Below are 15423 nucleotides of genomic sequence, written 5' to 3'. Positions count from 1 at the left end.
CGGCTCACTCCACGGTCACGCTCTTGGCGAGGTTGCGGGGCTTGTCGATGTTCCGGCCGAGCAGGTCCGCGACGTGATACGAGACCAGTTGGAGGTGGACGTTCGCCAGCACGGCGGCGGCTCGGGGGTGGGTCTCGGGCAGTTCCAACACGTGGTCGGCGTATCGCTCCACGTCACTTTGTCCGTCGGTGACCGCCACGACCGGCGCGTCGCGGGCCTCGACTTCCTTGACGTTGCCGATGGTCTTTCTGGCCCGCTCGTCGTCGCCGGTCACGACCGCGAACACCGGCGTCTGCTCGGTCACGAGCGCCAGCGGGCCGTGTTTGAGTTCGCCGGCCGCGAACCCCTCGGCGTGTTTGTACGTTATCTCCTTCATCTTCAGCGCGCCCTCCAGCGCGACCGGGTGCTGGTACCCCCGGCCGATGAAGAAGTAGGCGTTGGCGTTCTGGTACAGTTCGGCGATTTCGGCGGCCGCCGACTCGTCGAGCACCTCCTGTACGTCGCCCGGGAGGTCCCGCAGGGCCGCGATGACCTCGCGGGCGTCGTCCGTGCTGGTCAGACCCAGCGCCAGCACGTTCAGCGCGGCCAACTGCGAGGCGAAGGTCTTGGTGGCGGCGACGCCTATCTCCGGGCCGGCGCGGATGTAGAACGCGTGGTCGCACTCGCGGGCCGCGGTCGACCCGACGACGTTCGTGACCGCCATCGTCCGTGCCCCCCGACGGCGGGCGGCCCGCAGCGCCGAGAGCGTGTCGGCCGTCTCGCCGCTCTGGGTGACACCGACGACGAGGGCGTCGCCGATGGGCGGGACCGCGGTGGCGTACTCGCTGGCGAGGAACGCTTGGGCCGGGATGCCGGCCTCCCGGAACAGCTGTGCGCCGTGCAGGGCGGCGTGGTAGGAGGTGCCACAGGCCACGAAGTGGACGCCCGTCGGGGAGAGGTCGCCGAGGTCGCCGATGTCGACGCTGCCGGCGAGTTCGTCGACGCGGCTCCGGAGACACTGCCGGAGCGCCCGGGGCTGTTCGTGTATCTCTTTGAGCATGAAGTGGTCGTAGCCGCTCTTGCCGGTCTCCTCGGGGTCCCACTCGACGGTGTTTCGCTCCTTCTCGACCGGGGTGCCGTCGTGTTCGGTGACCGTCCACCCCCCGGTCGCGCCGTCGAGGCGGGCGAACTCGCCGTCGTCGAGGTAGACGACCTCGTCGGTGAAATCGCGGAACGCGGGCACGTCGCTGGCGAGGTAGGTCGCGCCGTCGCCGACCCCCAGCACCAGCGGCGAGTCGTTGCGGGCGGTGAAGACAGCGTTCGTGCCGGCGACGACGACGGCGACGGCGTAGCTCCCCTCCAGTCGCCCGACGGCCTCGCGGACGGCCGCCTCGGGGTCGGCCCCCGATTCGAGGGCGTCCTCGACGAGGTGGGGGACGACCTCCGTGTCGGTATCGGAGGTGAAGGCGTGGCCGGCCGCGACGAGTTCGTCCCGCAGGGACTGGTAGTTCTCGATGATGCCGTTGTGGACCACCGCCACGTCGCCGTGACAGTCCCGGTGGGGGTGGGCGTTCTCGTCAGTCGGCGGGCCGTGGGTCGACCAGCGCGTGTGGCCGATACCGACCGTCCCCGAGGGGCCGCCGTCGGCCAACGCCGCCCGCAGGTCGTCTATCTCGCCGGCGGTCTTGCAGACGCCGACGGTGTCGTCGACCATCGCGACGCCGGCCGAGTCGTACCCCCGATACTCCAGTTTCGAGAGGCCGTGGACCAGCGTCTCCAAGGTTTCCGCGCCGCGGCCGACACAGCCGATGATGCCACACATCAGCGGGTCACCTCCACGCCCTCGCCGACGTTGTCGCGGACCGTCACGCCCGCCCCCAGCGTCGCGTGGGGACCGACCAAGGAGCCGGGGGCGAAGCTCACGTCGCCCCGGGCGCGCACCCGGTCGGCGACGACCGCGCCCAGTCGCTGGTCCTCGAAGACGCGCGCGCCGACCTGCACGTCCGCGGGGCCGCCGGGGACGACGGTCGCGGCCCCGAGGTGGACGTCCTCGCCGGTGACCGTATCGACCAACGTCGACCCGGCGTCGACCCGCGTGTCGGCGTCCAGTACCGAGCGCTGGACGACCGTGTTCGCGCCGACGGTGACGTTGCGGCCGAGCGCCACGTCCGGCCCGAGGACCGCGTCGGGACCGACCTCGCAGTCCGGGCCGACCACGACCGGCCCCTGCAAGACGGCCGCCTCGTGGACGCGGGCGGACTCGTCGACCCAGACGCCGTCGTCGCGCTCGGCCTCGACGACGCGGCCGCGGGCCAGCACCTCGCGGGCCACGGTCAGGAGGTCCCACGGGTAGGTGGCGTCGACCCACATCCCGTCGACCTCGACGCCCCGCACCCGGTCGTGGGCGATGCGGCGCTCGATGGTGTCGGTCAGCGCCAACTCCCCCGCGTCGCGGGGCGTCTCGTCTATCGCCGCGAAGATGTCCGGCGAGAACGCGTAGACGCCGGCGTTGATGAGCCGGTAGTCGTCGCTCGCGGGCTTCTCGACGATGTCGGCTATCTCGTCGCCCCGCAGTTCGACCGCGCCGTACCGGTGGGTGTCCCGGCGCTCGTAGACCGCGACGCTGGGGTCGCCGGTGTCGGCGTGGGAGGCCGCGACAGCGGTGACGGTCCCGGCGTCGATGAGCCGGTCGCCGTTGAGCACGAGCAACGGCCCCTCGACGGCCTCGCGGGCCTGTAGGAGCGCGTGCCCGCTGCCCAACTGCTTGGCTTGCGTGACGTACTCGATTGGGACGCCGCGGTACGAGGGCCCGAAGTGGTCCTGTACTCGGTCGCGCTTGAACCCGACGACGGCGACCAACTGCTCGACGCCGGCCTCGACCAGCGCGTCGAAGACGTGTTCGAGAATCGGTCGGTTCGCTGCCGGCAACATGGGTTTGGGCCGGTTTCGCGTCAGCGGCCGCAGCCGCGTCCCCTCCCCCGCTGCGAGGACGACGGCGGTGTCGATGTGCATACCTGTATCTGTCCGGCGGACGGTTTCAACTTTCTGGGGTCGGCCGAATTCGCGCGCCGTTCGCCGGCCGTGGGTTCTCGCTGCTCGCAGGTCGTCTCTCCCCGCTCGCGTTTCGAGGGGCCCCTCGCTACTGCTCCACGGTTCCCTCCGGTCGCCGCTCGCTTCGAGGGCCGCTCCCGCTGGTCGCGCCCCTCGCTACTGCTCCACGGTTCTCTCCGGTCGCCGCGTCACTTCGAGGGCCGCTCCCGCTGGTCGCGCCCCTCGCTACTGCTCCCCCATCCGCTCGCCCGCCACCCGTCGTCCCTTCGTCGTCAGGTTCACCTCGGTCCGCTCGCGGACGACGCTGATGACGTCGAGTTCGATGAGGCGGTCGAATATCTCCTCGGTCTTCTCGACGCTGATGCCGACGAAACTCGGGATGTCGAACGGGGAGACGCCCGAGTGCAAGGCCATGATGACCCGCTTTTCCGTCGGCGAGAGGTCGAGGTCGGCCTGATTGCGCTCGGCGCTGTCCTGCAGCATCGTCCGCAGCACCGTCGCGTGGAACTCCTCGCCGGCGAGGTGGGTCTCGACGCTGATGTCGTCCTCGCTGTGTTCGACTTGGATGACGGTCCGTTCGTCGCCCTCGACGGTCTTCTCCTCGACTTCGAGGTCGCCGATGTCGGCTCGCTCGATGTCGACGGCCTGCCCGTCGGCCAGCGCCAGCCGCAGGTCCTCGTCGGAGACCTTCAGCCGGCCCTTTGTCCACGCCGAGTCCTGCACGACGCCGCCTTTGAGCGCGGGGTGTTGGACGAGGATGACCTCGCCGTTGAGGCTGGCGCGGTAGAAGTCGGTCTCGAACTCCTCGTGGTTCGACGCCGAGACGAGGATGACGTCGTCGCCGACGTGGAAGCCGACGTACTCCGAGACGCCGGCGCTCTGTTGGTTCACGTCGAACCGGTCGGCGATGCGGTCGATGTCGTCGAGCGCCACCTGCCGCTTCTCGTCGGCTATCATGGCGACGCGCTCGGTCGTGAGGACGATGCGACAGTTTTGCCACTCGGCGTCGGTGAGCCGCTGGCCCTGCTTGACCGCCTGCAGGAACTGGCCCTGCGTGTCGGCGATTTTCTTCTCCGTGTCGCTCATGTCCCGGACCGGTCTCTGCTCTGTCTTGTCCGCAGGTCCGAATATAAGTTCCGCCGGCAGTGTCGGGATTGAGAACGGGGCGATTAGTGACAACGCTTATCATAAAACCTGTTAACCTTGGGACGATGGCAGACCGGGACGGCTCGGGCCGCTCGCCGACGCTGGACCAACAGCCGGCCGTCGACCCGCCGGCGTGGTTCACCGAGCAGGCGAACGTGCGCGACGCGTCGGTGTACGAGCGCTTCGCCGACGAGTGGCCCGAGCCGTGGGCGGCGGCGGGGGACCTACTGGAGTGGGAGACGGACTACGACGAGGTGTTCCGGGGCGGCTCCGAGCCGCCCTTCGAGTGGTTCGCCGGCGGAGAGCTGAACGCCGCCGTCAACTGCGTCGACCGGCACCTCCCCGAGCGCAAGAACCAACTGGCGCTGGTCTGGGAGGGTCACCTCGGGGACTCGGAGACGTACACCTATCTGGACCTCTACCGCGAGGTCAACGCGACGGCGGCAGCCCTGCGGGAACTGGGCGTCGGCGAGGGCGACGTGGTGACGATATACCTCCCGATGGTGCCCGAACTCCCGGTGACGATGCTCGCGTGTGCCCGGCTGGGCGTGCCCCACAACGTCGTCTTCGCGGGCTTCTCGGCGGACGCGCTGGCCGAGCGGATGCAACGGACCAGCTCGGAGTATCTGGTCACCTGCGACGGCTACTACCGCCGTGGCAGCGCCGTCGCCCAGAAGAACAAGGCCGACAACGCCCGCATCAAGCTCCAGCAGGACGTTCACGTCGTCGTCGCCAACCGGCTGGGACAGGACATCCACCTCGGCCAGCACTACCACGACTACGACCGGCTGCGCGACGACCACGCCGGGACGGACGTCGACCCGGTCCCGCGGGCGACCAGCGACCCGCTCTTTCGCATCTACACCTCCGGGACCACGGGCGAACCGAAGGCCGTCGACCACACGACCGGGGGGTATCTCGCCCACGTCGCGTGGACCTCCCGAGCGGTGCTGGACATCAAGCCCGAGGACACCTACTGGTGTTCGGCCGACATCGGCTGGATTACCGGCCACTCCTACATCGTCTACGGCCCGCTGGCGCTCGGGACGACGACGGTGCTGTACAACGGGACGCCCGACCACCCCGAGCGCGACCGACTGTGGGAACTGGTCGAGCGCTACGCCGTCGACGTGTTCTACACCGCCCCGACCGCGGTCCGGGCGTTCATGAAGTGGGGAGCGGAGTACCCCGAGGGCCACGACCTCTCCAGCCTCCGCTTGCTCGGGACGGTCGGCGAACCCATCGACCGGCCGACGTGGGAGTGGTACCGCGAACACATCGGCGGCGGCGAGACGCCCGTCGTGGACACGTGGTGGCAGACCGAGACGGGGGCCATCCTCGTCTCGACGCTGCCCGGCGTCGACGAGATGCGCCCCGGCGCGGCCGGCAAACCCCTGCCCGGCATCGAGGCGACGGTCGTCGACCCCGCCGGGGAAGCCGTCGGGACGGGTGAGGCCGGCGAACTCGCCGTGACGCGGCCGTGGCCCGGGATGCCGGTCGCGCTGTTGGACGGCGAGGACTGGGGGGCGAACGCGGCCCGGGGCGAGGAGTGGCGCTACTACCCGGAGGACGGGGCCTCGATGGACGAGGACGGCTACGTCACGCTGTTGGGCCGAGTCGACGACGCCCTGAACGTCGCCGGCCGGCGGTTCAGCACGATGGAACTGGAGTCGACCATCGCGTCGGTCGACGGCGTCGTCGAGGCGGCCATCGTCGGGGCCGACCACGAGACCACTGGGACGGCCATCTACGCCTACGTCTCGCCCGAGCGAGGCCGCTCGGAGGCGGAACTCCGGGACGCCATCGAGGCGGCCGTCGCGGACGCCATCGGGAGTCTCGCGGTCCCTTCGGAGGTCGTTTTCACCGCCGACCTCCCGAAGACCCGCTCGGGAAAGGTGATGCGCCGCCTGCTGACGGCCGTCGCCAACGACGACCCGCTGGGCGACACCAGTGCGCTCCGCAATCCAGAGATACTCGGCGAACTCCAGTCGGCGACGCCCGACTCCTGAGAATTTCGTCGAGAGAGAAGATTACGAAACGCGCACTCCCCGCGAACACGAAACGCGACTTCGGAAGCGTTCGAAGCGCCACACGGGGTGGTTTCGCGCCGCCCATAGACTTATTTCGCTCTCACACGATTTAGCGAAGTAGATGGCGGACGGACACCTCGACGACGCCGACTACGAGCGCCTCCGACACGCCGCCGACACCCACCGGTCGGACCTCGTTGTGCGGTTGGCCGGCGAGGTCGGACTGCGACCCGCCGAGATGACGCGGGTCCGCGTGGCCGACGTGGTGGGCGTCGACGAAGCGTTCTTCCTGACCGTTCGCGGCGCGGACGGAGAGCGCCGCGAGGCGTACCTCCCCTCGGCGGTCGAACACGACTTACGGAAGTACGCGAGCGCGACCGACACGGCCGACGACGAGTCGCTGTTCGACGTCTCCGCGCGTCGGCTCCAGATGCTCGTCAGCGAGGTGGCCGACCGCGCCGCCGAGGCCGACCCCGCGCTGGCGAACGTCTCCTCACGGGACCTCCGGCAGTACTTCGCCGCGAGCATGCTGGCCGCGGGCGTGCCGGCCCGCGTCGTCCGTGACGTGGGCGGATGGGACCGGCTGGCCGCCCTCGAACCGCTGTTGCCCGAGACCGACCGCGAGACCGTCCTCGAAGCCTTCGGACGGTCCCGGGGAGGGGAGCCGCCGGCCCGGCTCCGGCGGACGGTGGCTGTCGCCGCCGACGTGGCCGAGGCGCTGGCCAGCGCCGCCACCGGCGACGAACTGGTGCGGCGGGTCTGTGAGGTCCTCGCCGATACCGATGGGTTCCGCTTCGCGTGGACCGTCGAGCGCACGGGCGAGGAGACCGTCGTCCGGGCAAACGCCGGGACCGACGTGGCCGCCGCGCGGGACCGGCTGCACCCGCACCTCGGGACCGTCGAGACCGTTCTGGAGACCGGGACCGTCGCCGTCGTCGACGGGGCGGCCGGCCCCATCGCGCTCGTGCCCGTCGTCCGGGAGGACGAGGCCGCGGCCGTCCTCGCGGTCGGGACGACGACCGCGCCCGCCGACGCCGAACGGGACCTGCTCTCGGCCGTCGGCGCGCAGGTCGGCCACGCGCTGGCGGCGACCGAGCGCAAGCGGCTCCTGCTGGCCGACACGGTGACCGAACTGGAACTCGACTGCGCCGACCGGGGCTCGTTTCTCGTCGACCTCTCGGCGACCCACGACTGCCGGCTGGAGCTGTCGGGGCTGGTCCCCGTCGGCGGCCACTCGCTGCTGTACTACCTCGTCGTCGACGGCGTGAGCGCCGACGCGGTGCTGTCGCTGGCCGCCGAGACCGACGCCGTCGACGACGCCCGGCTCATCGAGGACTACGGGAACGGCGCGATGCTCGAAGTCGTCGTGACGGCCGCGCCGGCCCTGTCGATAATCGAGCGCGGGGGGCGGGTCCGGGACCTGACCGCAGTCGACGGGACGGCGACGTTGGTCGTCGAACTGCCCAGCGAGACCAGCGTCCGGCCGGTCGTCGATGCGCTCGTCGCGGACTACCCCGAGACCTCGCTGACGGCCAAACGCGAGACCGACCGGCCCGGCGAGACGGACACGAGCTTCCGCGACCGGCTCTCGGACCGGCTGACCGACCGGCAGGCCTCCGTCCTGCGCGCGGCCTACCACAGCGGCTACTTCGAGTGGCCCCGCGGCTCGACCGCCGAGGAACTCGCCGAGGCGCTCGACGTCTCCTCGCCGACGCTGCACAACCACCTCCGGAAGGCCCAGCAGAAGCTCCTGACGGCCTTCTTCGAGGAGCCGGTCGGCGAGCGGCCCGCGGTCGACGAACGGTAGCGCCGACCGCCAGCGGGCGGCCGGGTTGGCATAGTTAGTACCCCCGTTTATGTACCACGTGGGGGTTGTGGGTGATAGACCATGTCAGATGACGATGTCCAGCTCGAGGCGCGACTCGAGGAACAGGAGGTCTTCGAGCCGCCGGCGTCGTTCGTCGAGCAGGCGAACGTGGCCGACGAGGGGGTCTACGAGGAGTTCGAGGAGAACTGGCCCGACTGCTGGGAGGGGGCCGCGGACCTGTTGGACTGGGACGACGACTACGAGCAGGTGCTCGACGACTCGAACCCGCCGTTCTACGAGTGGTTCACCGGCGGCTCGCTGAACGCCTCGGCGAACTGTCTCGACCGCCACCTCGACGAACGCGGCGACGAGGCCGCCATCGAGTGGGTCGGCGAACCCGTCGAAGAAGACAACATCACCTACACCTACGAGGAACTCCACCGCGAGGTCAACGAGTTCGCGGCGGCGCTGCGCGAGCAGGGGGTCGGCGAGGACGACGTGGTGACGATGTACATGCCGATGATTCCCCAGCTCCCCATCGCCATGCTCGCGTGTGCCCGCATCGGGGCACCCCACTCCGTCGTCTTCGCCGGCTTCTCCGCGGACGCGCTGGCGACGCGGATGAACGCCGCCGACTCGGAGTATCTGGTCACCTGCGACGGCTACTACCGGCGCGGCGACCCGCTCGACCACCTCGACAAGGCAAACGAGGGACTCACCGGCGTCGACCACGACGTGGAGACGGTCGTCGTCGCCGAGCGCCTGCGCGACGGCGACGGCTTCGACCACGACTACGCCGACAATCAGGTCGCCTTCGACGACCTCCAGCGCGACCACGAGGGGGCCACTGTCGACCCGGTCGCCCGGGACGCCGAGGACATGCTGTTCCTGATGTACACCTCCGGGACGACCGGCGAGCCCAAGGGGGTGAAACACACCACCGGCGGCTACCTCGCGTGGTCCGCGTGGACCTCCCAAGCGGTGCTGGACATCAAGCCCGAGGACACCTACTTCTGCTCGGCCGACATCGGCTGGATTACCGGCCACTCCTACATCGTCTACGGCCCGCTGGCGCTGGGGACGACGACGATGATGTACGAGGGGACCCCCGACTACCCGGAGCGAGACCGCCTCTGGGAGATCGTCGAGGACTACGAGGCCACCCAACTGTACACCGCGCCGACCGCCATCCGCGCGTTCATGAAGTGGGGGTCGGAGTACCCCGACAGCCACGACCTCTCCAGCCTCCGCTTGCTCGGGACGGTCGGCGAACCCATCAACCCGCGGGCGTGGAAGTGGTACTACACCAACATCGGCAACGAGGAGTGTCCCGTCGTCGACACGTGGTGGCAGACCGAGACGGGCGGCATGATGGTGACGACGCTGCCCGGCGTCAAGGACATGAAACCGGGGTCGGCGGGGCCGCCCCTGCCCGGCCTCGACGTGCGCATCGTCGACGTGGACGGCGAGGAGGTCGAACCCGGCCGCGCGGGCTATCTCACGGTCGACAAGCCGTGGCCGGGGATGCTCCGGACGCTGTACAAGAACGACGAGCGGTTCATCGACGAGTACTGGCGGGAGTACTCCGACACCGACAGCGACGACCCCGACGACTGGGTGTACTTCCCCGAGGACGGCGCGAAGATAGACGAGGACGGATACATCACCGTCCTCGGCCGAGTCGACGACGTCATCAACGTCTCGGGCCACCGGCTCGGGACGATGGAGATAGAGAGCGCCATCGTCGGCGTCGAGGGCGTCGCCGAGGCCGCGGTCGTCGGCGGCGACCACGAGATAAAGGGCGAGGCGGTCTACGCCTACGTCATCACCGAGGACGGCGCCGACGAGGACGAGGAGCTCCGGGGGCGCATCATCGACGGCGTCGAGGACGCCATCGGTCCCATCGCCCGGCCCGAACAGGTCATCTTCACGCCCGAACTCCCGAAGACCCGCTCGGGGAAGATAATGCGGCGGCTGCTCGAGGACATCGCCAACGGCGAGGAGCTGGGCGACACCAGCACGCTCCGTAACCCGGACGTGGTGAGCGACATCGAGTCGAAAGTCGGGGGCGACTGACACCGCTTGGGGACGGGGGCCCCTCGCGACGCGCCACGGCATCCGACTACCGACGGCAGCACCACACCGACACGACAGCCACACAGTTCGACTTCCATGTCAGATACGACACACGACAGTGCCGACAGGCACACGGTTGCGACCGACGGTGGGGCGACCACCGAGGCGGCACAGGAACACCAGAACACCGACTACCTCGACGAGGAGGTGAACCTCCTGAACCCCAGCACGGCGTACATGCGCGACCACCTGCGCATCGTCTGGACCGGGTTCATCGTCTGGGCGCTCATCGTCTTCGGTCCCGTCACCCTGACGGTCATCGCGCCGGAGACGATGACCTCGATAACGGTCCCGCCGGGCTTCCCGCTGCACTACTTCCTCGTGGCCTTCGTCGGGCCGACGGGGGCGCTGGTGCTGGCGGCCATCTACGCCCGCAAGCGCGACCAGCTCGACGAGAAGTACGGTATCGACCACAGCCGGCCGACAACCGGCGAGAGCGGGGCTGACGACGCCGGCGACGCCGCGGCCACCGACGGGGGTGTAGAGCAGTGACAGTACCCCTGCAGGCCGAGGCGCTCGACATCTCCTTCAAGCTCCTGCCGGCCATCCTCGTCTTCCTGATGATGGCCTCGTTCCTCGTCATCGGCTACCTGTTCAAGGTCGCCGACACCGAGGGGATGTGGGTCGCCGGCCGCGGCATCGGCAACATCGAGAACGGGATGGCTATCGGGGCCAACTGGATGTCGGCCGCCTCCTACCTCGGACTGGCCGGACTGGTCGCCCTCTCGGGCTTTTACGGGTTGGCCTTCATCGTCGGCTGGACCACCGGCTACTTCGTCCTGCTCATCTTCCTCGCGGCCCAGATGCGCCGGTTCGGGAAGTACACCGCGCCGGACTTCGTCGGCGACCGGTTCAACTCCCCGACGGCCCGCGCGCTCGGCGCGTTCACGACGCTGCTCATCGCGTACGTCTACTCGGTGGGACAGGCCCGCGGCATGGGGCTGGTCGGCCAGTACGTCTTCGGACTCGACATCGTCCCGATGATCGTCGTGATGATGACCATCACCGTCGGCTACCTCGCCCTCTCGGGCATGCTGGGCGCGACCAAGAACATGGCCGTCCAGTACGTCATCCTCATCATCGCCTTCCTCGTCGGCGTCTACGTCGTCGGCTTCTCGCAGGGCTACTCGACCGTCCTCCCGCAGATAGAGTACGGCGCGCTGTTCGGCGAACTCAGCCGCCAGTTCTCCGCGCCGTTCATCGGCGGGAACGGCTACTACCTCTGGGTCGCCACGGCGTTCTCGCTCATCTTCGGCACCTGTGGCCTCCCGCACGTGCTGGTGCGGTTCTACACCGTCCAGAACGAGCGGACGGCCCGCTGGTCGACCGTCTGGGGCCTGTTTTTCATCATGCTCCTGTACTGGGCCGCGCCCGCGATGGCGGCCTTCGGCGTCGACCTGTTCGCGGCGGTCAACGACCTCGCCCCCGACGCCGTCTACAGCGGCCAGCAGGCCATGTCCGGTGCCGAGGGCGACGTCATCGTCGTGCTGGCGGCGCAGTTCGCCAACCTCCCGCGCTGGTTCGTCGGACTGGTCGCGGCCGGCGCGATGGCCGCGGCCATCGCCACCGCCTCGGGACTGTTCATCACGGCCTCGTCGGCGGTCGCCCACGACATCTACGCCGAACTCATCAACCCCGACGCGACCCAGCGCCAGCAGGTACTCATCGGCCGCGCGACCATCGTCGCCATGGGCGCGCTGGTCACCGTGACCGCGTTCAATCCCCCCGCGCTCATCGGCGAACTGGTCGCGTTCGCCTTCTCGCTGGCCGGCACCGTCCTGTTCCCGATGTTCTTCCTCGGGCTCTGGTGGGAGAACACCAACCGACAGGGCGCTATCGCCGGGATGTCCGTCGGACTGCTGCTGTGGATAACGTCGGTCGTCAACAGCGTCCTGCCGGCGTATATCGGCTTCCTCGCCGACCTCGCCGGCGGGCCGGGACAGGCCATCGTCCCCATCTACGCCCAGTACGTCCCGCCCATCGGGGCCGCGCTGGTGGGGACGCCGCTCGTGTTCCTCGTCACCATCGGGGTGTCGCTCGTGACCCCCGAACCACCCCTCGAGACCAAGCAGATGGTCCGGCAGTGTCACAGCCCCGAACCCATGGGCCAGCAACAGACCGCCGAGGACATCGTCGCCAGCGACGGCGGCGGTGAGACCCCTGCGGACGACTAACGATGTACGACCACATCCTCATCCCCACTGACGGTAGCGACACGGCGAACGTCGCCGTCGACCACGCGGTCGACCTCGCCGAGAAGTACGACGCGGCGCTGCACGCGCTGTACGTCGTCGACATCGACGCGGTGAACTTCGGCCTCGGAACCGAGCAGGTCGACCGCATCAAACAGGGCAACTTCGACGAGATGACCGAACTCAAAGAGAAGGCCGACGCGGCCACCGGGGCCGTCGCGGACGCCGCGGCCGACCGCGGCGTCGAAGTCCACGAGGAGGTCCGTGCCGGCACGCCCCACGATGTCATCGCGGGCTACGCCGACAGCGCGGACATCAACCTCGTCGTGATGGGGAGCCACGGCCGCTCGGGCGTCCGCCGAGCGCTGCTTGGCAGCGTCACCGAGCGCGTCCTGCGCTCGACGCACGTCCCCGTCCTCGTCGTCGACGAACAGCGGGAGGAGGCGGAGGAGTGACGGTGTCGATGACGAAGGGACTGCTGGAGGCCGTCGGCGAACACGTCAGCGAACACCGCGGCGGGATGGTCGTCGACTTCGTGTTCGCGCTGACGTGGGTCACCCTCGTCACCCTCGTCTTCGACCTCCTGCCGGGCGGCCCCCAGTGGCTCTACTACCTGACGCTGCTGGGCGGCGTCGTCGCCTACTACGGCTTCTTCGCGTCGCTGGAGGCCGTCGGCGGCGACAGCGCCTGACCACCGGCCCCGCCTCCCTCGGTACGCCGGACAACCCGGAATTATCAAGGCTAGGCGGTCCGGTTAACCGGGCGGCCGTGCCACGTCCGGGTATGGAAGCTACGGTCTTCCGGAGCGACGCCGGGGGCTATCACACCGCCACCGAACTCTGGCGGCGGTTCGAATCCGGGGAGTGGTCGCCGTACCGCTGGGACGGCGACTCGGGGCGCGAGTGGGTCCAGACGGCCGACGGGGACATCCTCGAACTGGAACCCATCAGCGTCTCGGACCTCCCCGACGGCGTCGAACTGGTGTCGGTCGAGTACGGCACCGTCGTCCGCGAGGTGGAGTAGGCGTATCCGAACGGGATTCAGTCGCCGTCGGTGGGTTCTCGCTGCTCGCGGGTCGTCCCTCCCCGCTCGCTCCGAGGGCCGCGCTTCGCGCGCCCCTCGCTACTGCTCCCCGGTTCCCTCCAGTCGCCGCGTCGCTCCGAGGGCCGCGCTTCGCGCGCCCCTCGCTACTGCTCCCCGGTTCCCTCCAGTCGCCGCGTCGCTCCGAGGGCCGCGCTTCGCGCGCCCCTCGCTACTGCTCGCTCATCGCCTCGCTCGCCATGTTACGCCCCTGCGCGTTGAGCGCCACCTCCGTCCGGGTCCGCACCTCGTCGACGGCCCCCACGTCGAGCAGTTTCTGGTATATCTCCTCGACCTCGTCGGGGCTGATGCCGACGAAGTCGGACATCTCGAAGGGAGAAACGCCGGAGTACAGCGCCATGAGGACCTGACTCTCCATCTCCGAGAGTTCGTAGTCGTCGTCACCGCGTTGGTCGACGACCCGCCGGAACAGCGTCTCCAGCGCCCGCGCGTGGTGGGGCATCCCCGAGAGGTGGGACTCGACGCTGCGGCCCTCGGCGTCGGTGTGTTCGACCTCGACGACGGTCCGGGACTCGCCCATGACGGTGCTCTCGCCCGTCTCGACGGTGCCCACGTCCTCGACCTCGAAGCTCGTCCCCTCGCGGTCGGGGAACTGCAGGGCGACGACGTCGTCGTCGAGTTGGAAACGGGCCTTGCGCCACCGGGTGTCTTCTTGGACGACGCCGCCGACGACGGCGGGCGAGCGCGCGAGGATGACCTCGCCGTGTAGCGCCGCCCGGCAGTACTCCGTCTCGAAGTCGTCGACCCCGCTCGCGTCGACGACGAGGACGTTGTTGCCGACCTCCAGCGGCGTCGCGTTGGCCGCCGCGCCGTCGGGCAGGAGTTCCTCGTCGTCGTCGGGAACGCGTATCTTCGAGTGGGGAATCTGTCGCTTCCCCTCGTTCGTGGCGAGGACGAGGCGCTTGTTAGTGATGACGAACCGACAGGACTGCCACTGGGGGTCCGAGACCACCTCGCCGTCGCGGACGGCGTACTGGAAGTCCCCCGACGTGTCGACGGCTTTCCGTTCGTCCCCGCTCATAGCCGCAATACCGGACAGTTGTCGCCTGAGAATATATAAGTCCGTGTCACAGCGCGACGAGCAAGCCGCCGAGGACCCCCAATCCGCCGAAGGCGAGGCAGACGCTCCAGAACGGGACCCGGCGGACCAACCGGACGAGCGCGTCGACGGTCAGGTAGCCGACGGCGGCGCTGACCGCGAGCGCGACGGCGGCCTCGGCGGGCGCGATGGCCGGTATCCCCTCGTCGACGACGACCAGCGCGTTGGCCGCCAGCGCGGCCGGAATCGACAGGAGAAAGGAGAGTCGCAGCGACGACTCCCCGTCGTGGCCCCGCAGGAGGAGCGCGCTCACCGTCGTCCCCGAGCGGGAGACGCCGGGCAGAATCGCCAGCCCCTGTAGCGCGCCGACGACGACGGCGTCGAGCCAGTCGGGCGTCGTCCGCTCGCCCAGCGACAGCGCGGTGGCGAACCGCTGGACGAGTCCGGTCACCACCAGCAGGCCGCCGACGAACGCGAGAAAGAGACCGCCTTCGAGGTTCGAGACGGCGGCGTCAAGCGCGAGATACGCCGGCAGTCCGGTCACCGCCGTCGCCAGCGTCGCCGCCGCGAGAAAGGCGAGGTCCGCCGTCTCGTCGGCGAAGGGCCGCCGGGAGAGCCGGCCGGCCGAGGCGAGGATGTCGCGGACCTCCCGGCGGTAGTAGCCGACGGCGGCCACGGCGGTCCCGGCGTGCAGAAAGAGCGCCAGCCGCGTCGCGGCGGCGGGGTCGAGTCCCGAGAGCGCCGCCGAGGCCAGCGCGACGCCGCCCTCGCTGGAGACGGGAACCCACTCCAGTGTTCCCTGTAACAGCCCCAGCAACACGGCGACCACCAGCGGGTTCATACCGACCGGACGACCGCCCGGCCCCAAATGCGGTTCGGTTCGGCGGAGGCCGCCCGCGGAGAGGCGAAACGCAGTTACGGAGCCGTCGCGTCGGTCCGACG

Annotated in this window: 13 protein-coding genes; 8 read left to right on the top strand and 5 right to left on the bottom strand. The window is 69.6% G+C overall.

Annotation, left to right across the window (positions count from 1 at the left end; genetic code table 11):
- Positions 1 to 4: 4 nt before the first annotated feature.
- The 3 genes from glmS to ACV7JO_RS01025 form a co-directional block, all read right to left on the bottom strand.
- Positions 5 to 1801 carry a glutamine--fructose-6-phosphate transaminase (isomerizing) gene (gene glmS, locus ACV7JO_RS01035; protein WP_470354486.1) on the bottom strand — a complete coding sequence of 599 codons (1797 nt, stop codon included), beginning with the start codon at positions 1799 to 1801 and terminating at the stop codon, positions 5 to 7.
- Complete coding sequence (glmU, locus tag ACV7JO_RS01030) at positions 1801 to 2991, bottom strand: bifunctional sugar-1-phosphate nucleotidylyltransferase/acetyltransferase (RefSeq protein WP_470354485.1); 1191 nt, start codon at positions 2989 to 2991, stop codon at positions 1801 to 1803. Before glmU ends, glmS begins: the two co-directional genes overlap by 1 nt.
- Positions 2992 to 3255: 264 nt before the next feature.
- Positions 3256 to 4116 carry a CheF family chemotaxis protein gene (locus ACV7JO_RS01025; protein ID WP_470354484.1) on the bottom strand — a complete coding sequence of 287 codons (861 nt, stop codon included), beginning with the start codon at positions 4114 to 4116 and terminating at the stop codon, positions 3256 to 3258.
- A gap of 125 nt (positions 4117 to 4241) precedes the next feature.
- On the opposite strand from ACV7JO_RS01025, the gene ACV7JO_RS01020 reads away from it, so the two are divergent.
- The 8 genes from ACV7JO_RS01020 (at position 4242) to ACV7JO_RS00985 (ending at position 13364) form a co-directional block, all read left to right on the top strand.
- Positions 4242 to 6185, top strand: coding sequence for an acetate--CoA ligase (locus tag ACV7JO_RS01020; protein ID WP_470354483.1), 1944 nt, complete (start codon positions 4242 to 4244; stop codon positions 6183 to 6185).
- Between the two features lie 142 nt (positions 6186 to 6327).
- Positions 6328 to 8013, top strand: a complete 1686-nt coding sequence (locus ACV7JO_RS01015) for a bacterio-opsin activator domain-containing protein (protein WP_470354482.1) — start codon at positions 6328 to 6330, stop codon at positions 8011 to 8013.
- Positions 8014 to 8094: 81 nt separating this feature from the next.
- Positions 8095 to 10089 (top strand): acetate--CoA ligase, encoded by a 1995-nt coding sequence (acs, locus tag ACV7JO_RS01010; protein ID WP_470354481.1) that lies wholly within the window; start codon positions 8095 to 8097, stop codon positions 10087 to 10089.
- 96 nt (positions 10090 to 10185) lie between these two features.
- The gene (locus ACV7JO_RS01005) at positions 10186 to 10641 is read left to right on the top strand and encodes a DUF4212 domain-containing protein (RefSeq protein WP_470354480.1); all 456 of its coding nucleotides are present in this window, start codon (positions 10186 to 10188) and stop codon (positions 10639 to 10641) included.
- On the top strand, positions 10638 to 12323 hold the full coding sequence (locus tag ACV7JO_RS01000; protein ID WP_470354479.1) for a VC_2705 family sodium/solute symporter: 1686 nt from the start codon (positions 10638 to 10640) through the stop codon (positions 12321 to 12323). The genes ACV7JO_RS01005 and ACV7JO_RS01000 overlap by 4 nt, the downstream gene beginning before the upstream one ends.
- A gap of 2 nt (positions 12324 to 12325) precedes the next feature.
- A complete protein-coding gene (locus tag ACV7JO_RS00995) occupies positions 12326 to 12796 on the top strand; it encodes a universal stress protein (protein ID WP_470354478.1) in 471 nt (156 codons plus the stop codon).
- Between the two features lie 8 nt (positions 12797 to 12804).
- A complete protein-coding gene (locus ACV7JO_RS00990) occupies positions 12805 to 13032 on the top strand; it encodes a DUF8119 family protein (RefSeq protein ID WP_470354477.1) in 228 nt (75 codons plus the stop codon).
- Positions 13033 to 13124: 92 nt separating this feature from the next.
- Entirely contained in the window at positions 13125 to 13364 is a 240-nt protein-coding gene (locus tag ACV7JO_RS00985; RefSeq protein WP_470354476.1) for a hypothetical protein, read from the top strand.
- A gap of 229 nt (positions 13365 to 13593) precedes the next feature.
- Here the strand turns inward: ACV7JO_RS00985 and ACV7JO_RS00980 are convergent, their stop codons facing one another.
- Both ACV7JO_RS00980 and ACV7JO_RS00975 read right to left on the bottom strand, forming a co-directional pair.
- On the bottom strand, positions 13594 to 14463 hold the full coding sequence (locus ACV7JO_RS00980; protein WP_470354475.1) for a CheF family chemotaxis protein: 870 nt from the start codon (positions 14461 to 14463) through the stop codon (positions 13594 to 13596).
- Between the two features lie 46 nt (positions 14464 to 14509).
- Positions 14510 to 15322, bottom strand: a complete 813-nt coding sequence (locus ACV7JO_RS00975; protein WP_470354474.1) for an undecaprenyl-diphosphate phosphatase — start codon at positions 15320 to 15322, stop codon at positions 14510 to 14512.
- Positions 15323 to 15423: the final 101 nt, after the last annotated feature.

The sequence above is a fragment of the Haloarcula sp. MBLA0138 genome, from assembly GCF_055632455.1.
Note: the sequence above shows the minus strand (reverse complement) of the source record. Positions and strands in the feature narration are given on the sequence as shown.